Below are 21,931 nucleotides of genomic sequence, written 5' to 3' on the forward strand. Positions count from 1 at the left end.
ATCGCGTCAACGGCGGTCTTCGCGTCCATTGTCCTCGGACCAATGGCGGACAATTCCCGCTGTCGTAGATGCCCCGCGCACAGGCCCCACCGAAGAAGGCAAACGCCTTGTCGTGGGCGACGTACACCATCTCCTGCGTTTCGCGAGGATAGGCCGGACATACGGCATTCGGCTGTGACACAGGCGAACATGGGCGACCTTGACGGTCGTGGTGACGCCATCGATCAGAACAACTTCATGGCTCCAGTCGAATTGGTAGGCTTACCGGGATCGAAGCTCAGAGGAACATAGGCCGCGGCGGAAGCTTCCCGGGTCGCCTTCGACCAACGCGCCGCATAGCGCCGCACCGCATCATAGCTGCCGTCATAACCCCGGTTGCGCGGTTCTTCGTAAATCCGAACCAGTGTCAGCCGCTGGCGCTTGGGTTGCCGGTCATTCTCGGCCAGCATCTCATCCAGGTCGGAACGCCAGGGATCGATCTTGGGCCGGGGCTGGATGGATCGGTCATAGCTGAACTCGGTCGCGCCCGACCGGACCACCTTGCGCACCGTGTTCCTCGACACCCGCAGTTCCCGGCAGATCTGTTTGATCGACTTCCCCTGGATGAAATGCGCCCGCCTGATCTTCGCAATCGTCTCCACAACCAACATCCCCAACTCGCTCCCTCAAATCCGTCGAGGAAGCTTCTGAACAGAAATATCAGGGGGGTCACTTTTGGACGCCGATTACCCCAATACAGGGCTCAATCTTGCATGCCGGTTCACAGCCTCAAAAACAGAACGATCAAGGACAACCTCAGTATCCTTCGGGTTTATTGGGATTGGCTGGTTGATCGTGGCTACGCGTCCGAGAACTGCCCCATCCCCTTCACAAATGTCACGCTACCCGCCGAGAAACGCAAAGCAGCGGCGGAAAAGGTACGCCTCCCTTTCACCGCATCGGATATTAGGAAATTGCACCAAGCTATCGAAGCTGGACGTTGTGAGATGATGTTGGCTACGTTCAAGCTGGCAATCTACACCGGGTGCCGGATCGAAGAACTGACGGCTCTAGAAGCCGCCAACGTGACGGAGGACGTGATCAAGATCGACCGAGTGAAGACGCCTTCGGGCAGACCAATCATCAGCCGAGCAAAAACGCCCTTGTCGCTCCACCGCTTCCAACGGTTGTAGAGGGTATTTGCAGGGCCATACTCCTTAGGTGCATCGCGCCACCTCAACCCATTGCGATGGATGAAGATAATGCCACTCAACACTCGTCGGTCATCGACGCGCGGCTTACCATGGCTCTTGCGGAAGAAGGGCTGCAGTCGCGACATCTGCGCTTCGCTCAGCCAGAAAAGGTTGCTCATAGAACAGTCTCTTTGCGGAGGCTGATCACACGGAAAATGGCAGATCAATGGATCCTGACCCTAAATGTGTCAACTGCACTCTTTCTGCATCTTGGCGGGGGCGATCGCCAAGGCGTCCATCGGCCTGGACCAGGTCAAGTAGTTCGACTGGACCGACGATCGGTGCATGGCAGCCGAACTCAGCCTACCGAATATCTCGCGATAGGCGTTGACAGTGGATAGACGCCCATCCGCGAGTTCGTCGAACGTCACGCCGGGTACATTGGAATAAAACGCCATGAAGGTGCGCAATCTTTCTTTCATGCATGTCCTCTCTGCACTTTCGTGATCGAGGAACGCGCCCGGGCCATGGTCGCCGTGGATCAGTACAATCTTAGGTCCAGGCGGATAGGCATCAATCTGTTGCAGAAGGGCATTTTCGATATAAAGCGCCTTCTGACGATAACCGGCGATGTAATCCGCGCGCCCTTTCGGCAGCATCGCCACAGCAAGATTCCCGTCCATATAGCTGATGGTCGTGACCGGCCGCTCACTACCGTCGGCATTCAGGCTGAACGGCGGATGGGGGGCCAGAAGGTGCTGATAGTGGAAGTACGGCGTCGCAAGATCGTCCAGTAGCCCCGGTTTCATACTATTCTGGAGAATCTCGTTGTGCACACTGGCAAAGGTGGTCGCGCCCCCCGGAACAAGCATTGCTTCCAGTTCCGTCAGGCCGATGCGGTTGGGTCCGACATGGGCCAAGGCACCAGTGTCGAGAAAGCCGTACCCGGACCTGTTGCGCGTCATCGTGTATCCCGCGTTTCGCAGAACGGTCGCCACGGGGCCGTTCGAAATGGTGTATCCAAGGTCGCGACGCAGCACGTTCGCCGATCCGCGCGCACCCACGTCGACGCTGCCGCCTGACATAATCGACGCCATAGAGGGCAAAGTCTGACTATAGGGGGCGGGTACGTTTCGCAGCACTGTGAAACCGCGTGTTTCGAGTTGGGTGAAGAACCGTTCGCTGTTGTGGCCATAGATGTCCGACAGAACGTCGGGCGCACCGTATCCGTCGAGGACGACGTGGATTATTGAGGGCTTTCGATCAAGAACGACCTCGCCAAGCGAGTCGTCCGATGCGACGACGGTTCGCCTTTCCAATGTCGCGTTCACCACGGGCCATGCCGCGCCACTCAGCAGGAACAGACCCATGATCGAAGCCGCCAGCCCGATGTTGCGATAAGCTTGCGCACGATCAACCAGACCGACCACCGCGAAAATGCCGATCAGCATCAGGATGACCGCAATGTCGACGTAAAGCGTCAAAACTGCGCAGACAATCAATGTAACGACGAGTGACGCCTTCGGTAGCGACTTCAGAATACATGCGAAGACACCGATAGCCAGTAGAGCCGCCAACCCCAGTAGGAACGCCGCGCGATAGGCTTGCCATGTGGGATAGGTTCCATTGTAAACGGACCAGACCGAGAAGGGAACGATCGCGATCAGCGCAACCGGACCGATCAAAGTAAAAGCGCGCGATATCATTTTGCGTGCGCCCGGTATTCGAAGATGATGCGTCCACTGCTGCTGATTGCGGTTTCGTTTTCGATGGTTGCGATCCCGCTTAGGTGGGCGCGGAATGCGTCGACCGTATAAGTGTCGAAGATATCTTCGCGATGGGCGAGCATCGCTTGAACCGTCGGGTCGCTTTTCGGCACGAATTCGATCAGACCGGTCTGGGCCCGACCCACAATCCAGGAAATCGCCTGATGCAGAGCGATGTTCTTGCCGATCACCAGATGATGAATGAAGGCAAGCGCGATCACCGCATCGCCTTTGGCACGGGCCTCAAACCCCTGCCGTTCCTGTTGCGCCCAACCCTGCGTTGGGCTGGGATTGGCGGCGTCGAGGAACAGCGGAAGGAACGGAAGGTCACCGGCACGCGCGCGTTTCCATGCAGCGGCCAGTGCACCGTGGTCGAAATCATACCCAATCACCCGCTTCGCCCCCGCGTCGATGGCTGTGGCGCTAAAATCGCCGCTGTTGCATCCAAGATCGATCAGAACAGAAGGCCGCGTCCACGATGCGAAGTCCCAGACCACATGGCGCTTGGTCTTGCGTTCGGTTTCGGCATAGGTGTTGCCGTCAGCATAGTCGCTCCAGACGGTCGCGCCGGCGTCCTTGGGGGTTAACGATGCGATCCAATTGCGCAGTTGCCGCAAAAGTCCTTCGTACCCCATTCGGCTGAGCGATCCCTTCCGTTTCTGGCCTCCACGGGCGACGGCTTCGCTCTGGTTGCCCTTACCCAGCATCGCGGGAAGGAAGACATGGGCATTCATCCTAAAGGACAGGCGCGCCCGCGTGGGGAGCAGTCTTGCCAGAGCTGAGGTCGGAATGCCCTCAAGGCGACCGCGATACCATTCGTTAAACGAGATACCACATACGGCGCTCAGGAGCAGCGGATTGAGGAACTGTTCGCAGAACTGATTATGCCCCAGCCAAAGTTCACCCTCCACGTAGGGGCGGAACGACAGGTGGTCGATAAAGATCGGCCTCGATCCGACGAACTGTATATTATAGGCCGTTGCATCGGAGAGCGTCAGCCCCGCGGCAAGCGCGTCCAGCATCAGCTGAAGGTGGTGCAATGCCGCGTCCTGAAGCTGCTGGAAACACCACTCATAGGGATGTGAGATATATTTCAGGCGTGGATGTTCGAGTACATGAATTGCATCGGGGAACGCGCTGAGGATAGCGGGCGATGTCACTTCACGCAATCCCACGACGCGGCCCTGCTCAATCATTTGATCGAGAAATCCGGTTTCGCGGACGGTTTCATAAGCTTTGGCGCCGCACCTGCTGACCGTGCGATATATCTTGCCGTCCCAATCATGGACGGCACCTGCGGGATCCCGAAATGAACCAGGGATGGGCGCAGCAAAGGTCATTCTAATTCATCGCCTTCAGCGCCTGCGGGTCGACCAAACACACGGCCAATAGCGGCGCGCACACGTTGCAGATATAACCCCCCGATGGTGGCGACAGCTACGAAACTACCGACCAAGCCTTGGACGATAAGCGTACCGGTACCCGGATCGATGTAGGCATGCGCCGGAGCGGACCACGCAATGAACGGCATTCCGACGGCAATCAGGTGTCCAACATATTTCATGATGATTTCCCTTGTTTCTGTCTGCCTCAAGATTATCGGTGTCAGAGGCAAATATTGGGCGCAATAATGGAAACAAAGTGGCCCTGCCGATGAATTTTAAATCGTCTATATTCATGAAATTACTAAACCGCGCTTCCCGCCAATCTGGGAGCGCGCGAAATATCTGAAAGATGTCTTCAATCACCGTTGCTGCCATGTCGGAGGAACAATTTGATCATCCGAAATGTCCCCTCGACGTGATGCCACATCCGCCTTTCTGAATTTACATTGTGCAACTCCGCGCGCTCTCCAATGCCCGGATATTCAGCGTCAGCCGGCCCATGGACGTGGTGGTGTTGAAGGACTGCGTGACAGACACGAAGGTGACGCCGTGCCTGTCGAATATCTCGACCAGCTTTGAGAAATCCATCAGCGCGCGGGACAGGCGGTCGATCTTGTAGACCACGACGATGTCGATCAGCCCGTCCTCAATGTCGGCGATCAGATCTTTCAGCGCGGGGCGTTCCAGCGTGCCGCCGGAGAATCCGCCGTCGTCGTAGCGGTCGCGCAGGCAGACCCAAGCCACCAGGAGTTTGACGACACTCCGTCACGGTCTGACCGCTTTGCCTTGCGCGTTGCTCAAAGCAAGCGCGATTTACCGCATCATTGTACGCCTGATCCCTAACCGTGAGACCGAGCCTCAGCTCCATTCCGCACTCGTTGCGCAGGGGTTCAGTAGGGCCACCACAGCCCGCAGCGCTCACCAGAGCTGCCAATATGGCCCATCTCATCGTTTCTATCCATTGATGTCTTTCCTGCGAAGTCGAGGCCCTATCGGAAGCCCGAGTTTTTCAAGTACCTTGCAAAACTCCGACCTGCCGCGCTGAAAATCGCTCCTGATCGACTCGAACGACCCGCCGTCTCGGGCGAGAGAGCCATCATCTGCGAGGCAATTCTCCAGCGCTTGACTTTGCGTCATTCCCCTTTCGTCCATCAAGTCAAAGACGCGAAGTACGAGCCTGATCCTTCGAAGTGTACTTTCTCCTGTTAGTTTGTTTCCAGGTTTTCTTTTCTTCTCTCGGAGGCCGGCAGCGACGAAGGTCCTCCCATCAGGTGTCCGCAGCTCGCCTGTAATTTCGATCAGTCAGCGAGGGGTTCAAAGTTTGCGCGCTCTCCTGCGATCCTCAGTGCCTCAAGTTCATCGTGATTCTCATCGGCGAAAAGGAACACCTCAAGCATGCGCCTTGTGGTCGGGGTCAAGGCCGGATGGTGGGCCTCGCCGGTCAGGTACTTCTTGAGAGCGTCGCGGGTGGCTTTGGGCAGCTTCATCCAGTCGCCCCGAAATTCACGACATTTCCGATCTGCATACCCTCGCCACGCAGGAAGCCACCCCAATCGGCCATCATGGCGCGCCGCCGGTCGAGCATGTCGGATCGTTGATAGGCCCGCTCCACTTCGGAGCCAATGAAATGTCCCAGAGCGATTTCGGCCATGTCACGGGGATAGCCCGTTCCGCTGCCCATTGCCTGAAGGTCGAGCGCAGCCCGTGCGGCACAGCTGGACGCTTGCTGGCAGGGTCTGGGTAGCCTTGGTCGCCCGCCTTCTCCTGTGCCGGCTGCATGCGCCGCATGACGGCCGAAATGGACATGTCCGACAGCATCCCGCCGCGCGGCGCGAAAAACACGAAAGGAGAGCCATCAAGGCGCGGCAGGCTTTCCAGCAAGATCGCTGCTTGGGGGGGGGAGCGGAACGCGGTGCGGTCTGCCGTTCTTCATGCGCGAAGCCGGGATCGTCCAAACTGCCCGTGTCGCAGACGACGCAAGCGTCGAAGCGTCTCCAAGGTCGATTTCGCTCCACATCATGCCCCGCACCTCGCCGGAGCGGGCCGCGGTCAGGGTCAGAAACCGCAGCGCCTGCGCGGCCATCCCTTCGCGTTGCGCGAGGTCGTCCCACCAGCGCGAAACATCCGCAAGAGCAAGTGCCGGTCGGTTGTCCGACTTCGCCACCTTTGCGGGCTTTGGCAGCATTTCGGACAGGTTGCCTCGCCACCGTGCCGGGTTATCTCCCGCGCGGTGCCCAGCCACAGTCGCCTAGGACAGCACGTTCTCGATCCGGCCCCGCAGACGGCAAGCGGTTTCGGTTTTGGTCTTCCAGATCGGCTCCAGCACGTCCTGCACAGTGATGTCCGAAACCAGCTTTGGCCCAAGTATCGGGGCGGCATAAATGCCCAGCGTCGAACGCCACTGCTTGCGGTGCTTCTCGTTCCGAAACTCTGACAGCTTGGCCGTCAGGTGGGTGTCCACTGCATAGGCGAAACGCATGCCCTCGCGCGCCTTGCGTTTCTCGGCCAGTGGATCGCCGCCCAGCAACGCCTTGCCTCGGTTTTCAAGCGCCAGCCTGCGCGTCGTCGCCAGCGGCACGGCAGGCGGACTGCCAAAACCGAGCTCGCAGCGCTTGCCGCGAATGACGATGCGCTAAACCCACTGCCGCGCGCTGTTCTTGGCGACCCTTAGAAAGAGCCCTTGTCCGTCGAAGTATTTGCCCGGCTGTGCCACCGTCTCCACGAAAAGTGCCGAAAGCGCCTTTTCTGGTGTTCGAATATTCTCACGCGGCATCAAATCCCCCAATACATCCTCCACAATAGCGCGGATCGGCTAGAATTATGCCGGAACATGACGCACAATGGAAGGTGTTTAACGCCTAGTATTGCGAGACATTTAGGGAAGTTTACGAAAGTCGCGGGAAATGAGCGTGGCGGACTTCGTCTCCGCCCCTTACAACTGTAAGTGACTGATTTTTAGAGGTATAACACGAAATAATACCCCCTACGTGTTACCCAAAGTATATTATAGCAAACGCTTAAATTCGCTTGCAGAGAGTACTTCTGAGTCCGGCCACACCGGGCGATTCGACCCGGTTCGGGTCTCATAAAGCGCGTGTTTCGCGCATCATCTTTTCATTTAACCGCCCCGCATCCGCGACCGTCCCATTCGAAGGGCGAGCGTCGCGCGTTGCATCCCGCCTTCGGCTTGGCGCAGGATTGCAAGGATCTGGGGTTAGTGTATCTGCTTGTCTTAAATCTAAATTTCCTCAGGCACCTTCCTGAGAAAATTGTGCTTTTGCCGCACCTTACGTGCAGGGGGGATTACCGGCCGTCTGCATCTCTATGCTATTGATGTGGACGACCCCAATCGGCAAGCATTTGAACTTTTGACGTCCGGGCTTGTCCTGTCGACATCCGGTAGGCGGTAGATGGCTTCCGCTGCAGGCACCGATGCATCGCCGATCGCGTCAGGTTCAGGACCGACGGCTAACAACGCAAACCGGAAACGCATTCCCTGTTCACGCGCGACCATAGGCTTCGGTCATGGCCATTTTCATGGCATCCTCGGGCGCGCGATCGCCCCAGGCGACCAGTTGGAATGCCGGATAAAACCGTTCGGCAGATGAAACGGCCATGCGGATCATCGTGTCAATCTGTTCTGGCCCCGCCAAATGCCCGCCAGCCAACACCAGGCCATAGCGATAGACCATAAGCCGTTGCGCTTGCCAAAAGGTAAACGCCCCCGCCCAACAATGATCGTTTGTGGCATTCAGAACCTCATAGATTTGTGGCAGCCGGTTTTCGGGTGGCTCCATCTCAAAGGTACAGATCAGGCGCAGGGTCTGATCATAGCCCGACCAGGCCAGGGTGATCGAATAGGTGCGCCACTGCCCCTCAACCGCCATGGCGATCTGGTCGTCGGCGACACGGTCAAATTCCCAAGCGTGATGTTCGGCCAGGGATTCAACGATATCAATAGGATGAAGATCTTCGGAATCGAAGTATTGCTCTGCCAGCGACATATGTGCCTCGTACGATTGTTATTGCTGCGTTTTTGGGTTTTCCCATTACAGCTTTTTATTTTGCCTAAGGGCGGCGGTGCCTGTGTGCCGACCCTAACAGACAGGGTGTGAGGAATGGAATCACCTGTAAACCCCTTTGTTGGGGATAAAGTGCGATCGTCGTGGATAAGTGATGAAGAATGGCGGTGAACCGCCTAGTATTTTGACGTCACGCGCCACCAACATGAAAAACGCCGCCCAAAGGACGGCGCTCCATAGGTAATTTGCAAATCAGCGATCAATCCAGATGTGACGTTTCCGTAAGAAGAGTGGTCAACTCTCCCTTCATGATGCCCAGTTCGGCCTGTAGTGCGCTATTTCTCGGGTCTCGTATGGCCGCATCGAAATCGGCCAGCACCTGTTTTTCCCCCCAGCGCACCTGATCCATGACATCGTCGTCGATGTCATCGAACCAACTGCGCAGAGTTATAACGGCCTCTTGCAGCGATGACATCAGGGAACCGCCTTGGGGGGTATCCCCCTGAAGGCGCACCATTTCTTCCAATCGGTTCATCTGTTGGTGGTGAAGATCATGAAACCGTTGCGCCACGGGGTAAAATTCGGGGTCGGCTTTTTCAACCATCTTAACAAAGCCGGCGTGAATATCGCAGGTTCGGGTATGCAGATCGACAAGCGTAGAGTCAGCCATGGTGTGATCCTTTCAAACGAGGGGCTGTGATATCAAACCACAGTCCCCCCGCCAGTTCCCGGATCAGGCGCTCTTATTCTCCATCGCATCCAGACGCGCCTTGAGCACGTCATTTTCTTCGCGGGCCTTTTGCGCCATGGCGCGCACGGCGTCGAATTCTTCGCGGGTCACAAAATCGCGATCGGCCAACCAGCGGTCCATCATTGATTTCATGGCGGTTTCCGCCTCGGTTTTGGCACCTTGGGCCACGCCCATGGCGTTTGTCATCAATTGGGAAACGTCGTCAAATATCTTGTTACGGGTCTGCATTTCGCCCTCCGGTATGCGTTTGACCTTATATGAGGGCAGAGCGCGCAATTCTCAAGGTTGACTTCACCTCGGGTTGGGGGTGTTTCTGGCCATATGATGTATGCCATTCCCTTTCCCGATATCAGCCCCGATCTGTTTGCCATCGATATTGGTGGTTTTACCCTTGCGCTGCGGTGGTACGCGCTGGCCTATATTGTGGGCATTGTGGCGGGGTGGCGTTTGGCCGTGATGGCGGTGAAACGGCCGCATTTGTGGCGGGGGAACGTGGCCCCGCTGCAGCCCGGCGATATCGAGGATCTGATCACCAATGTGATTTTGGGCATCATCATCGGCGGGCGACTGGGGTTTGTGCTGTTTTATCAGCCCTCTTATTACCTGTCCAATCCGCTGGAAATTCCGATGATCTGGCAGGGCGGCATGTCGTTTCATGGGGGCATGTTGGGCGTGGCCCTGGGGGGCGCGCTGTTTGCCTGGCGCAAAGGCGTGTCGCTGTTGGTGATTGGCGATCTGATGGCGCTTGGCACACCGATTGGGTTGATGTTGGGGCGGATTGCCAATTTCATCAACGCCGAACTGTGGGGCCGCCCCACCGACGCACCCTGGGGAGTGATTTTTCCCGGCCCGCGCGCACAGGATTGCCCCGGCATTGACGGGTTGTGCGCGCGCCACCCGTCGCAATTATACGAGGCGGGGCTTGAGGGGCTGGTGTTGGGTGCAATCCTGATTGCGCTGGTGTTTGGCGCGCGGTGGTTGAAAACACCGGGTGCCGTGATGGGCGTGTTTCTGGCCGGTTATGGATTGGCGCGCAGCTTTGTTGAGCTGTTTCGACAGGCCGATGCACAGTTTATAACCCCGACAAACCCTTGGGGCTATGTCTGGCAAATCGGTGATTGGGGGCTGAGCATGGGGCAAATCCTGTCTCTGCCGATGATCCTGATCGGGCTGGGCCTGATCATCCGCGCACGGCACAGCCGATGAACGCGCTGAACGATCTGTTGTTGCGCCAGATCGCGGCGCAAGGTCCGCTCAGCGTGGCCGAATACATGACCCTTTGCCTGCTCCACCCCGAGCACGGCTATTACACTACCCGCGATCCGTTGGGTGTGTCGGGTGATTTCATCACTGCGCCCGAAATAAGCCAGGTTTTCGGCGAATTGATTGGCCTGTGTCTGGCGCAGGCCTGGCAAGACCGGGGCGCACCATCGCCGTTCATTTTGGGCGAACTGGGGCCGGGACGCGGCACGTTGATGGCCGACATGCTGCGCGCCACAAAATCGGTGCCGGGGTTTCACGCGGCGATGCAGGTGCATCTGATCGAGGCATCACCGGTTTTGCGCACCGAACAGGCGCGGCTGCTTGGCGGCTACGCCCCGCATTGGCATGAGCATGTGACCGATCTGCCCGATTTGCCGCTGTTTCTGGTGGCGAATGAATTTTTCGATGCTCTGCCGATCCGGCAGTTCCTGCGCGATGGGGGCGCCTGGCGCGAACGGGTGATTGGCGCACGCGACGGCACGTTGGTCTTTGGGCTGACCGACCCGGTTGCGCCCCCTGCCCTGTCGGCGCGTCTGGCCGATACCACCGATGGCGACATGGTTGAAACCAGCGCATCGGCCACGGCACTGGCGGGTGAGCTGGGCCGCCGGATCGCCGACTTTGGCGGCGTGGCGTTAATCATCGATTACGGCAGCGATAAATCCTTGGGTGATACGTTTCAGGCGGTGCGCGCCCATCAAAAGCTGTGCCCCCTGACCGACCCCGGCACTTGTGATCTGACCGCCCATGTGGATTTTGGCGCGCTGGCCAAAGGCCTGGTCTGCAAAACCGCACCTCTGACCACCCAAGGCGCGTTTTTGAACGCATTGGGAAGCGGTGCGCGCCACGGCGCACTGGCGCGGGGCAAATCAGAGGCAATGATCGAATCACTGATTGCCGCGCATCGCCGGTTGACGCATCCGTCAGAAATGGGACAATTGTTCAAGGTGCTGGCGCTTTACTCTGACACCGGTCCAGCCCCTGTGGGAACAGAGCCATGACCATAGAAAAAATCACCGCCGATGCCCTTGCCCCTGTGCATCACGGGTTTTTCACCCGGCGCGGCGGGGCCTCATCCGGTGTGTTTTTGGGGCTGAACTGCGGCAGGGGATCGACCGATCAGGTTGATGTGGTGCGGATCAACCGCGCCCGCGTCGCCGAAGCGATGGATGTGCAAACCGAACATCTGATCGCGCTCAATCAGGTGCATTCCGCCGATGTTGTGCATGTGACCGCGCCGATAAACGGCACCTTGCCCCGTGCCGACGCCATGGTCACCGCCACGCCCGGCCTGGCCTTGGGGATACTGACCGCCGATTGCCAGCCGGTTCTGTTTGCCGATGCCAAGGCAGGCGTGATCGGCGCGGCCCATGCGGGATGGAAGGGCGCATTGGACGGCGTGCTGGAGGCGACGGTGGATGCCATGGTCAACATTGGCGCAAGCCGTGACCGGATCACCGCCGTGATCGGCCCCACCATCAGCCAACGCAATTACGAAGTCGGCCCCGAGTTTTTCGAAACCTTTTTCGATGAAGACCCCGATCACGCCCGATTCTTTGCCAATGGTCAAAATGACAGGATGCACTTTGATTTGCCGGGGTTTGGGCTGTTTTGTCTGCGCCGTGCGGGAATCGCCGAGGCCGAGTGGACCCGCCAATGCACCTATGCCGATCCCGATCGGTTTTATTCCTATCGCCGCAGCGTGCACCAGCGCGAGGCCGATTATGGCAGGCTGATCTCGGTGATCCGTCTATAAAGGGTTAATTGTGTCTTAAAGGACCAAATGTGGCAACAATCAGACAAGGTTGCCCAGATGTTAACCCTAATTGCCCTGAAATGAACCCGACCTTAACCATATCCCGCCCCGGAGCGGCCTGATTTGCCCACCATAAAAGGATCATCGAATGAAACGCAGGCCACACCGGCCGCCCCGAACAGAAAGTAAGGAAAACATCATGGCTATCAAACGTCGTTGGTTGCAGAGCGCCCTGGAAGAAACCAAGAAGCCATTGCCAAAAATGCCTTGGCAGGCCCGTAAAATGGCATCCGCCATGCCCCGAGTGTCAACTCTGTTGCACACCCACGAAGAAGCGACCGCCTGATCCGACCACGCATTTGCATGACCGGATTGGCGCGCGACCCAAGGGTTTTGAGGCGAGAATTCGGCACAGACAAGGCCACCCATGGGCAAAAGCTGTTTACCTAGATCCTTGATTTATCACGATCTATTTTGACATCGGCGGTGATTTATGTTCATAAGATGTACCAACTGCACATTCGGTGGGGGCCGATGCAGTGTGGACAGACCGAAAGGCTGCTTCGCATGACATATTCCCGCCACGTGCTGCCTGGCACGACCACAGATGCCCCGCCAACCCAGTGGACAGTGCGCCGTCGCGCCCCTGTTTCCCCGCGGGCCGAAAACCGCCCGACGCGCCGGTTCAGCGTGCAATGGATCGACCGGTCCGGACAGTTTGATGATATGGTCAAACTTGCCCCTGCCATCCCGCTGTTTGAATCCGCGTTTTGCGCTTTGGGCCGTGGCACGTTGATTCCCACCATCGATGGCCCCTGCGCCGTCGAAGATCTGTGCCCCGGCATGTTGGTTGAAACGTCAACCGGGCTGGCGCCTTTGGTTTGGATCGGCGCGATGACAATCGCCCCCGGCAGCGCCGCACAAGATGAATCGCCCCTTCGGATGTTTCGCATTGCCGCCGATGCCTTTGGCCTGGGCCGCCCGATGCCCGATTTGTTGCTGGGTCCGGGCGCGCGGTTGTTGAACCGCAATCCGTCCGTACGCACCAGCCACGGCACCGATGCAATTCTGGAACCTGTCGCGCCTATGGCCGACGGGATGAGCGTGATTGAAATCACGCCCGTTTCAACCATACAGACCTATCATCTGGGGTTCCTGTCGCACCGCACCTTTATTGCCAATGGGGTTGAAGTGGAATCGATGCACCCCGGCGACATCAACCCAAACAGGATTGATCCGCCGATGATGGCCCATTACCTGTCGCTGTTTCCACATATGCGCCAGATTTCCGATTTTGGCCGCCTTGCCTTTCCCCGCGTGGGGCCACAGGCGCAAGACGGGGTGTTCGCCGCCTAAGCCTCTTTGGTCAGGCGCTGTTCCAGAATTTCAAACGGAACGCCCGGTTCATCCTTGGCACAGCGGATCACCAGCGACGTTTTCACGCTGGCCACATTCGCCGCCGACGTAAGCTGTTCGGTCAAAAAGGTTTGAAATGTCGACAGATCAGGCGCGACACATTTCAAAATGAAATCAACCTCACCGTTCAACATATGGCATTCGCGCACCAGCGGCCATTCCCGACAGCGGGTTTCGAACGCCGAAAGATCAACCTCGGCCTGACTTTGCAGACCAACCATCGCAAAAACCTGAACCTCAAACCCTAGGGATCGCGCGTTCACATCCGCATGATACCCGCGAATGAATCCGGATTCTTCCAACGTGCGTACGCGCCGCAAACAGGGCGGTGCCGAAATGCCGACCCGTTTGGCCAATTCAACATTGGTCATCCGCCCATCTGCCTGAAGCTCCGCCAGAATTTTACGGTCGATCACATCTAACTTATGCGAGGCCATGCACGCGTTTCCCTTTTTTTGCGAACCTTACAAAACAGAAATATCGGGCGCAACAATATTTCAACTTTGCGCAACATCCTTAGCCTGATCAGCCACCCGATTGCAACCGGGGTTGGGGGTTTCAACCGCCCCCCGGGCGGCTTATATCTGGGCGATACACATTTTGGGGGTCATCATGGCATCTGCACGTCACGTCAAGGTTTTGATCATCGGTTCCGGTCCTGCCGGGTATACCGCAGCAATTTACGCAGCCCGCGCCATGTTGGACCCTGTATTGATTCAGGGCTTGCAGCCCGGCGGGCAGTTGACCATCACCACAGATGTTGAAAACTGGCCTGGCGATGCCACCGTCATGGGCCCCGATCTGATGGTGCGCATGGAACACCACGCCAAGGAAGTCGGCGCCGAAATCATCTCGGATTATGTCTCGTCTGTTGATTTGTCAAAACGCCCGTTCACAGCACAAACCGACAGCGGCACCACCTATACCGCCGATGCGCTGATTCTGGCGACCGGCGCACAGGCAAAATGGCTGGGTCTGGAGAGCGAGGAAAAGTTCAAGGGATTTGGCGTGTCGGCCTGTGCCACCTGTGACGGGTTCTTTTATCGCGGCGCCGAAGTGGTGGTTGCCGGGGGCGGCAACACGGCTGTGGAAGAGGCGCTGTTTTTGACGAAATTCGCCTCAAAGGTCACGCTGGTCCATCGCCGCGACGAATTGCGCGCCGAAAAAATCCTGCAACACCGCCTGTTCAACAACCCGAAAATCGAAATGTTGTGGGATCATCAGATCGAAGAAGTGGTGGGCGATGAAAACCCATTGGGCGTCACCGGCGTGCGGGCGAAAAACGTGAAAACCGGCGCGATTACCGAAATCCCGTGCAAAGGGTTCTTTGTGGCCATCGGCCATGCCCCCGCATCGGAATTGGTGAAAGACAAACTGGAATTGCACAATGGCGGCTATGTCGTCACCAAGGCTGACAGTACGGCAACATCAATTCCGGGCGTGTTTGCCGCGGGCGATCTGACCGATCACATTTATCGCCAGGCAGTCACCAGTGCCGGAATGGGCTGTATGGCCGCGCTTGAGGCCGAACGTTTCCTGGCAGAACAGGGCGAACAAGACGGGGTCGATACCACCCTGCCCCTGGGCCACGGCGCGCCCGAAACCGCCGGCGCCTGAGCGGGGCCATGTCGGCTGCGCATGGCAGCCCCCCATTGCGCAAAACGGCACATGAATATGGCGATTTGCCGTATTTATGCGCCGGTTTGCCGCGCTGATCCACTATGCAAACCGCGAAAACTTTGCGATAGGGCGGGTGCAACCCGTCAAAGCGCCGTTTTTTTATGATCAAACCTGAGTAGGCATTATGCAAAAAAATAATCTTGCACCGATCCCAGAGCTTTATGTTTCCTATGAATCCGCCCAGAAACTGAAGGTGGAAGCCGCCGAATTACCCTCCTGGGATCTGACGCCGCGTCAGATTTGCGACCTCGAACTTCTGATGAACGGCGGTTTCAATCCGCTCAAGGGGTTCATGAGTGAGGAAGATTATAACGGCGTTGTCGAAAACATGCGTCTGGCCGATGGCGCCCTGTGGCCGATGCCGATCAACCTGGATGTGTCCGAAAAATACGCCGATACCATCGAGATTGGTCAGGATATCGCCCTGCGCGATCAGGAAGGCGTGATTCTGGCAACGATGACCGTCACCGACAAATGGGTGCCGAACAAATCCGTTGAGGCCGAAAAAGTGTTCGGCGCCGATGACAGTGCCCATCCGGCGGTGAATTATCTGCACAATCAGGCGGGTGCCGTATATCTGGGCGGCCCGATCACCGGCATTCAGCCCCCCGTGCATTATGATTTCAAGGCGCGCCGTGACACCCCCAATGAATTGCGTGCCTATTTCCGCAAAATGGGCTGGCGCCGCGTTGTTGCGTTTCAAACGCGCAATCCCTTGCACCGTGCCCATCAGGAACTGACCTTTCGCGCCGCGCGCGAGGCCCAGGCCAACCTGTTGATCCACCCGGTTGTCGGGCTGACCAAGCCCGGCGATGTTGATCATTTCACCCGTGTGCGGTGTTATGAGGCGGTGCTTGATAAATACCCGCAGGCCACCACAACCATGAGCCTGCTCAATCTGGCCATGCGCATGGCTGGCCCGCGCGAGGCGGTGTGGCACGGCCTGATCCGCAAAAACCACGGCTGCACCCATTTCATCGTTGGCCGCGATCATGCCGGCCCTGGCAAAAACAGCCAAGGTGTTGATTTCTATGGCCCCTATGATGCGCAGGATCTGTTCCGCGAACATCAAGAGGAAATGGGCATCACCATGGTCGACTTCAAGCACATGGTATATGTGCAAGAGCGCGCCCAATACGAACCCAACGATGAAATCGAAGATCGCGACAACGTCACCATTCTGAACATTTCCGGCACCGAATTGCGGCGTCGATTGTCCGAAGGTCTGGAAATTCCCGAATGGTTCTCATTTCCCGAAGTCGTGAAAGAGCTGCGCCGCACCAAACCGCCCCGTGCAAAACAAGGGTTCACTGTGTTTTTCACCGGTTTCTCAGGGTCGGGAAAATCCACCATCGCCAACGCTTTGATGGTGAAACTGATGGAAATGGGCGGTCGGCCGGTGACATTGCTGGACGGTGATATCGTGCGCAAACATCTGTCGTCTGAGTTGGGATTCAGCAAGGAACACCGCGATCTCAACATCCGGCGGATCGGTTATGTCGCGTCGGAAATCACCAAGAACGGCGGCATCGCCATTTGTGCGCCAATCGCGCCCTATGCCACCACCCGCCGTGCGGTGCGCGAAGATGTCGAAAACTTCGGCGCATTTGTGGAAATTCACGTGGCCACGTCGATCGAAGAATGCGAACGCCGTGATCGCAAGGGCCTGTATAAACTGGCCCGCGAGGGCAAAATCAAAGAGTTTACCGGCATCTCTGACCCCTATGATGTGCCCGAAAATCCCGAAATGCGCATCGACACTGAAAACACCGAAGTCGATCACTGCGCCCATCAAGTGCTGTTGAAACTGGAAAGCATGGGGTTGATCGGCCTGTCAAACTAAGCCCACTCCAAACGAAAAAGCGCCCCGGGTGATGGCCCGGGGCGCTTTGCGTTTCAGTCACACTAGAATGAACTAGGTATCTGCAACCAATCCACGGCCTTTCAGCAGCGCCTCAACCCCGGGCATCCGCCCGCGGAATGCGGTGTACAATTCGGCCGGATCGCGCGATCCACCTGCCGACAGAATGTGGGTTTGCAGCGCGGCCGCCATATCCTTGTCAAACGGGCCGCCCGCCTCCTGGAATGCCTCGAACGCGTCGGCATCCATCACTTCTGACCACATATAACTGTAATAGCCCGATGAATATCCGTCGCCAGAAAACACATGGGCGAAATGCGGGGTGGCGTGGCGCATGCGGATGGCGCGGGGCATATCGATGCTTTCCAAAATCTCGGCCTGGCGCGCCATCGGATCTTCGGGCACGTCTTCGCCGTGAAATTCAAGATCAACCAACGCCGAGGCCACATATTCCACCGTGGAAAAGCCCATGTCATAGGTCGAAGCGGCCAAAAGCCGATCCAGCATGTCTTTTGGCATCGGCTCCCCGGTTTTGGCATGGGTGGCAAATTCGCCCAACACCTCGGGCACTTCCAACCAATGTTCGTACAACTGACTGGGCAGTTCCACAAAATCCCGCGCCACAGAGGTGCCGGAAATCGATTCATAGGTCACATCCGACAACATCTGGTGCAACGCATGGCCAAATTCGTGAAACAGCGTGCGCGCATCGTCATAGGACAACAGCGCCGGTTCACCGTCGCTGGGTTTGGCAAAGTTGCAAACGTTGATCACATGCGGGCGAATATCCCCGGCCAGTTTCTGCTGGCTGCGCAGGGCCGAACACCACGCGCCACTGCGTTTGCCGCTGCGCGCGAAATAATCGCCGATAAACACCGCCATGTGTTTGCCATCGCGGGTCACATCCCAGGCGCGGACATCGGGGTGATACATCGGCGCGTCTATGGGTGAAAACTCCAGCCCGAACAAACGGTTGGCACAGGAAAACGCAGCCTCGATCATCCGGTCAAGTTGCAGATAGGGTTTCAGCGCGGCCTCGTCCAGATCATGTTCGGCGGCGCGGCGCTTTTCGCTGTAATAACGCCAATCCCACGGCTCAAGGTCACCATTCACCCCGTCACTGTGCATCATCGCGGTCAGGCGGATCGCATCGGCATCGGCGGCGGATTTGGCCGGTTCCCACACTTTCATCAGCAAATCGCGCACGGCAGCAGGGGTGCCAGCCATTTCGGTTTCCAACTTGTAATCCGCAAAGCTGTCATAGCCCAAAAGATTGGCCCGCTCATCACGCAGGGCCAGGATTTCGGCGGCAATATCGCGGTTGTCTGTATCGCCCCCGTTTGCGCCGCGCGATTCCCATGCGGCAAAGGCGGTTTCGCGCAAATCGCGGCGCGGCGAAAACTGCAGGAATGGCACAATCAATGACCGTGACAGGGTGATCACCGGGCCTTTGACTCCTTTTTGCTGACCCGCGGCACGGGCGCTGGCGATCAGAAAATCAGGCAACCCTTCCAGATCGTCCTCGCCCAGTTCCATGTACCAATCGCGTTCATCGGCCAGCAGGTTTTGGGTGAATTGCGTGCCCAGCACCGCCAGTCGCTGTTTCACATCGGTCAGACGGTCCTTGGCAAATCCGGTCAGCTGCGCGCCCTGACGCACGAAACCACGCCGGGTCAGCATCAGCACGCGCTGCTGTTCATCGCTCAGATCCAGGGTTTCGCGGCCCAGCCACAGGGCCTCAATCCGCGCAAAAAGTTTTTCGTTCCCGGCAATTTCCGATCCATAGGCCGACAGCTTGGGCGAGAATTCACGCTGCAACGCCTCGCGCTCGGGGTTTGAATCGGCCCCGGCAAGGGTGTAAAATGTGCCCAACACCTGGCTAAGCTTTTGATCGGCCAATTCCAACGCTTCTATCGTGTTCGCAAACGTCGGATCATCCCGGTTCTCGGCAATGGCGGCGATGTTTTCACGTGCCTCGTCCAGTGCGGCGGTGCAGGCGGCATCGAACTGCTCGTCTTTGATATCGGCAAAGGGGGGCAGGCCAAAGGGGGTTTGCCAATCGGCAAGAAGGGGGTTGGTCACGAAACGCTCCTTGTTGGGTTTCCTCTAAGGTAGGGTATCGCGCCCGATCCTGCCAGTGTCAGCGTGGCGTTTGCCGCATCCGCGCCTCAATCTTGCGCAGTAACAGGGACAAAGACACCGTCATGATCAGGTATAACAACGCCACCACATTATAGGTTTCGAAATACCGAAAATTGCCCGCTGCCGTGACTTTGCCCAGTTGGGTGATGTCCATCACGCCCAAAACAGACACCAGGCTGGAATCCTTGATCATCGCGATGAAATCATTGCCCAGGGGCGGCAGGATCATGCGAATCGCCTGTGGAAACACGATATGGCGAAACCGTTGCCACCGGTTCAGACCCAGGGCATTGGCCGCCTCGATCTGCCCCACATCAACCGATAACAGACCGGCGCGAAACACTTCGGCGATAAAGGCGGAATATCCGATAACCAGAGCCAAGATCGCCCGCCAGATCAGCGGAAAATCCCGTGTGCGCGCCGGATTAAACCCGAGGGGTTCAAACACCCAGTTCCACGCCACAACCAAACCGGGGGCCAGCACAAACGCGACATACAGCAGCAACACCAGAATCGGGATGCCACGCACGATTTCGATGTAAAACCGCGCGCATTGGCGCAAAATCATCCAGCGCGACAGCCCCGCCAGCGCCAGCAGCAGCCCCAAGGCCGATGCCAGCGCAAAGCCGACAAAGGTGACAAACAGCGTGATGGCGATGCCCCGCGACAGGGTATTGAGAACCTGAAAATACAAATCATCGCGTACGACCTGAATCATCATCCAGGCCGCCAGGGCCGCCGCAATCAGCAACCACCACGGGAATTCGCGTTGGGGTGGCGCGTTCACGCCCGCCTAGCCGCCAATTTTATAGTCTAAAAACCATTTGGTGTTCAGAGCGTCCAATGTGCCATCGGCCCGCATATCGGCAATGGCGGCATTGATGGGCGCAACCAAGTCTGACCCTTGGGGAAAGATAAATCCGAAATCTTCGGCACCCATGGGTTCGCCCACGATTTTCAGCGCGCCATTGGATGCGGTGACATATCCGTTGGCGGCGGTGCTATCGCTGAGTGCGAGATCAATATCACCGGTGCGCAGGGCCTGAATGGCCGCGCCAAAGGTTTCAAACAATCGCATCCGGGGGTTGGATTCATCCCCGTCCAATACCTCATAAATGCCCACGTAAAACGGGGTTGTGCCCGGCTGTGCGCCGATCAACAGATCAGGATCAGCGGCAAATCCGGAGGCATCGTCAAACCGGGTTTCATCGCCCGCCACGATCATCATCATTTCACTGCGCAAATAGGGGTCGGAAAAATCCACAACCTCGGCGCGGTCTTCGCGGATGGTGATGCCGGTCATGCCCATATCATATTGCGCTTGGGCCACGGCGGGAATCATCGCATCCCAGCTGGTGTTTTCATATTCCACAACGATATTCAGCCGTTTGGCGATTTCCGCCATCGCGTCATATTCCCACCCGATAGCCTGGCCCGACGCCGGATCGACGAATTGCAAAGGCGGGTAGGCGTTTTCAGTCACCACTGCGATTGCGCGCCCCTGCAAATCGGGCAGATGGCCGTCGGCATGGGCGGCGCTCAGGGTGAATGTGGCCGCAACGGCCAGGGCGAACAAGGGTTTCATCGGGGGCAGGCTCCTGTTGGATTTGGCGCAACTTATGCGGCACCGCGCACAGGCTCAAGCCCTGTCAGAGACGCCGCATGTGGCACAATCGCGCCGCCGCTTCAGGGTGATCATGCGCGTTTCCTGATACAGTGCATCCCAGATCAACATCCGCCCGCGCAGCCCCTGCCCCGCCTTGGTGATCTCTTTTACCGCTTCGGCGGCCATCATCGCGCCGATCACGCCGGGCAACGGGCCAAGCACGCCCGCCTCGGCGCAACTGGGCGCAACATGGCGCGCGGCGGGTTCGGGGAAAATACATTGATAACACGGCGTGCCGTTGGTCGGGTCAAAAATGCTGATCTGCCCCTCCCACTGTGATAAAGCACCAGAAATCAAAGGGATACCCGCAGAATAAGCCGCGCGATTGACAAGATACCGGGTGTCGGAATTGTCGGTGCCATCCAGAACCAGATCGTAATCGGCAAACAGATCAGGGGCGATTTCACCATCAAGGCGGCGATGATAGGGGCGCACCTCTAACCATGGGTTCAACGCCTTCATCGCGGCTTCGGCGGAAAACACCTTGGGGATGCCAATCCGGGCGTCGGTGTGAATGATCTGGCGTTGCAGATTGCTGCCTTCGACCACATCGTCATCAATCACGCCAATGGTGCCAACTCCCGAGGCCGCAAGATACAGCATCGCCGGTGATCCCAGCCCCCCGGCGCCAATCACCAGAACCCGTGCGTTTTTCAACGCCCGCTGCCCCGGCCCGCCAATTTCGCGCAACATGATATGGCGCGCGTAGCGGTCCAATTCGGCCCCTTCAAATGCGCCGCTTGGGGCGGGGGGGCGGTTTTCCGGGCGCACCCGTCGGCGCAGCCGTTTCAGACCAAAGGAATACAACCAGATCAGCCCAGCCAAACCCGCCAGAACCAACCATTCGCCCGCCGACCCGCCGGTGGATTCGCGCAACGGGTGGCCATCGGGCAGGACGATTTGCAACGCCAGCACCGCCAGAAACAACAGGCCCACCATGATCTGACGCGCCTGAACCGGCACCTTCATCCAATGGCCAAAGGCCCAAAGGGCGGCCGCAAAGATCAAAACCAACGCCATGCTGTTATGCCACCCTTACCAATTTCAATCC

21 protein-coding genes and 3 pseudogenes are annotated in these 21,931 nt (G+C 57.8%); 7 read left to right on the forward strand and 17 right to left on the reverse strand.

The window, feature by feature from the left end; translation table 11 throughout:
- The 12 genes and pseudogenes from istA to C8265_RS03075 all read right to left on the reverse strand — a co-directional run.
- Positions 1 to 650, reverse strand: a pseudogene (gene istA, locus C8265_RS03020) (IS21 family transposase); the annotation flags it as partial.
- 386 nt (positions 651 to 1,036) lie between these two features.
- Positions 1,037 to 1,351, reverse strand: a pseudogene (locus C8265_RS03025) (transposase); the annotation flags it as partial.
- A gap of 69 nt (positions 1,352 to 1,420) precedes the next feature.
- Positions 1,421 to 2,878, reverse strand: a complete 1,458-nt coding sequence (locus C8265_RS03030) for a hypothetical protein (RefSeq protein WP_108482533.1) — start codon at positions 2,876 to 2,878, stop codon at positions 1,421 to 1,423.
- On the reverse strand, positions 2,875 to 4,278 hold the full coding sequence (locus C8265_RS03035) for a class I SAM-dependent methyltransferase (RefSeq protein WP_108482534.1): 1,404 nt from the start codon (positions 4,276 to 4,278) through the stop codon (positions 2,875 to 2,877). The genes C8265_RS03030 and C8265_RS03035 overlap by 4 nt, the downstream gene beginning before the upstream one ends.
- Complete coding sequence (locus tag C8265_RS03040; RefSeq protein ID WP_206050253.1) at positions 4,275 to 4,502, reverse strand: hypothetical protein; 228 nt, start codon at positions 4,500 to 4,502, stop codon at positions 4,275 to 4,277. The genes C8265_RS03035 and C8265_RS03040 overlap by 4 nt, the downstream gene beginning before the upstream one ends.
- A gap of 298 nt (positions 4,503 to 4,800) precedes the next feature.
- A pseudogene (locus C8265_RS03045) lies at positions 4,801 to 5,061 on the reverse strand (recombinase family protein); the annotation flags it as partial.
- Between the two features lie 560 nt (positions 5,062 to 5,621).
- Positions 5,622 to 5,810 carry a hypothetical protein gene (locus C8265_RS03055; RefSeq protein ID WP_108482536.1) on the reverse strand — a complete coding sequence of 63 codons (189 nt, stop codon included), beginning with the start codon at positions 5,808 to 5,810 and terminating at the stop codon, positions 5,622 to 5,624.
- Between the two features lie 73 nt (positions 5,811 to 5,883).
- Positions 5,884 to 6,204, reverse strand: coding sequence for a hypothetical protein (locus C8265_RS19940; RefSeq protein WP_338065761.1), 321 nt, complete (start codon positions 6,202 to 6,204; stop codon positions 5,884 to 5,886).
- A gap of 367 nt (positions 6,205 to 6,571) precedes the next feature.
- Complete coding sequence (locus C8265_RS19945) at positions 6,572 to 6,901, reverse strand: phage integrase central domain-containing protein (protein ID WP_338065762.1); 330 nt, start codon at positions 6,899 to 6,901, stop codon at positions 6,572 to 6,574.
- Between the two features lie 922 nt (positions 6,902 to 7,823).
- Positions 7,824 to 8,327, reverse strand: a complete 504-nt coding sequence (locus C8265_RS03065) for a type III secretion system chaperone family protein (protein ID WP_108482537.1) — start codon at positions 8,325 to 8,327, stop codon at positions 7,824 to 7,826.
- A gap of 277 nt (positions 8,328 to 8,604) precedes the next feature.
- Positions 8,605 to 9,015 (reverse strand): DUF2383 domain-containing protein, encoded by a 411-nt coding sequence (locus C8265_RS03070; protein ID WP_108482538.1) that lies wholly within the window; start codon positions 9,013 to 9,015, stop codon positions 8,605 to 8,607.
- Positions 9,016 to 9,078: 63 nt separating this feature from the next.
- Positions 9,079 to 9,324 (reverse strand): accessory factor UbiK family protein, encoded by a 246-nt coding sequence (locus C8265_RS03075; protein ID WP_108482539.1) that lies wholly within the window; start codon positions 9,322 to 9,324, stop codon positions 9,079 to 9,081.
- A gap of 93 nt (positions 9,325 to 9,417) precedes the next feature.
- Between C8265_RS03075 and lgt the strand changes: the two genes are divergently transcribed.
- The 5 genes from lgt to C8265_RS03095 all read left to right on the forward strand — a co-directional run bounded on the left by lgt (position 9,418) and on the right by C8265_RS03095 (position 13,471).
- Positions 9,418 to 10,302, forward strand: a complete 885-nt coding sequence (gene lgt, locus C8265_RS03080; protein ID WP_108482540.1) for a prolipoprotein diacylglyceryl transferase — start codon at positions 9,418 to 9,420, stop codon at positions 10,300 to 10,302.
- Positions 10,299 to 11,360: a class I SAM-dependent methyltransferase gene (locus C8265_RS03085; RefSeq protein ID WP_108482541.1), complete on the forward strand. Its 1,062-nt coding sequence runs from the start codon at positions 10,299 to 10,301 to the stop codon at positions 11,358 to 11,360. Before lgt ends, C8265_RS03085 begins: the two co-directional genes overlap by 4 nt.
- Entirely contained in the window at positions 11,357 to 12,115 is a 759-nt protein-coding gene (pgeF, locus tag C8265_RS03090; RefSeq protein ID WP_108482542.1) for a peptidoglycan editing factor PgeF, read from the forward strand. Before C8265_RS03085 ends, pgeF begins: the two co-directional genes overlap by 4 nt.
- Before the next feature lie 199 nt (positions 12,116 to 12,314).
- A complete protein-coding gene (locus C8265_RS19400) occupies positions 12,315 to 12,461 on the forward strand; it encodes a hypothetical protein (protein WP_164512254.1) in 147 nt (48 codons plus the stop codon).
- A gap of 221 nt (positions 12,462 to 12,682) precedes the next feature.
- Complete coding sequence (locus C8265_RS03095) at positions 12,683 to 13,471, forward strand: Hint domain-containing protein (protein WP_164512255.1); 789 nt, start codon at positions 12,683 to 12,685, stop codon at positions 13,469 to 13,471.
- Here C8265_RS03095 and C8265_RS03100 read toward each other — a convergent pair.
- Positions 13,468 to 13,968: an Lrp/AsnC family transcriptional regulator gene (locus tag C8265_RS03100; protein WP_108482544.1), complete on the reverse strand. Its 501-nt coding sequence runs from the start codon at positions 13,966 to 13,968 to the stop codon at positions 13,468 to 13,470. The genes C8265_RS03095 and C8265_RS03100 overlap by 4 nt on opposite strands.
- A 175-nt stretch (positions 13,969 to 14,143) precedes the next feature.
- Between C8265_RS03100 and trxB the strand changes: the two genes are divergently transcribed.
- A complete protein-coding gene (gene trxB, locus C8265_RS03105; RefSeq protein WP_108482942.1) occupies positions 14,144 to 15,148 on the forward strand; it encodes a thioredoxin-disulfide reductase in 1,005 nt (334 codons plus the stop codon).
- A gap of 187 nt (positions 15,149 to 15,335) precedes the next feature.
- The gene (locus tag C8265_RS03110; RefSeq protein WP_108482545.1) at positions 15,336 to 17,054 is read left to right on the forward strand and encodes a bifunctional sulfate adenylyltransferase/adenylylsulfate kinase; all 1,719 of its coding nucleotides are present in this window, start codon (positions 15,336 to 15,338) and stop codon (positions 17,052 to 17,054) included.
- Between the two features lie 72 nt (positions 17,055 to 17,126).
- On the opposite strand, the gene C8265_RS03115 is transcribed toward C8265_RS03110, so the two are convergent.
- The 4 genes from C8265_RS03115 to C8265_RS03130 are packed head-to-tail and all read right to left on the reverse strand — an operon-like array spanning position 17,127 to position 21,900.
- Positions 17,127 to 19,154 carry a M3 family metallopeptidase gene (locus C8265_RS03115; RefSeq protein ID WP_108482546.1) on the reverse strand — a complete coding sequence of 676 codons (2,028 nt, stop codon included), beginning with the start codon at positions 19,152 to 19,154 and terminating at the stop codon, positions 17,127 to 17,129.
- Positions 19,155 to 19,212: 58 nt separating this feature from the next.
- Positions 19,213 to 20,001 carry an amino acid ABC transporter permease gene (locus C8265_RS03120; protein WP_240610957.1) on the reverse strand — a complete coding sequence of 263 codons (789 nt, stop codon included), beginning with the start codon at positions 19,999 to 20,001 and terminating at the stop codon, positions 19,213 to 19,215.
- Between the two features lie 6 nt (positions 20,002 to 20,007).
- On the reverse strand, positions 20,008 to 20,799 hold the full coding sequence (locus tag C8265_RS03125) for a transporter substrate-binding domain-containing protein (protein WP_108482547.1): 792 nt from the start codon (positions 20,797 to 20,799) through the stop codon (positions 20,008 to 20,010).
- Positions 20,800 to 20,853: 54 nt separating this feature from the next.
- Positions 20,854 to 21,900: a HesA/MoeB/ThiF family protein gene (locus tag C8265_RS03130; protein WP_108482548.1), complete on the reverse strand. Its 1,047-nt coding sequence runs from the start codon at positions 21,898 to 21,900 to the stop codon at positions 20,854 to 20,856.
- Positions 21,901 to 21,931: the final 31 nt, after the last annotated feature.

Source organism: Oceaniglobus ichthyenteri (genome assembly GCF_003057885.1).
Lineage (GTDB): Bacteria > Pseudomonadota > Alphaproteobacteria > Rhodobacterales > Rhodobacteraceae > Oceaniglobus > Oceaniglobus ichthyenteri.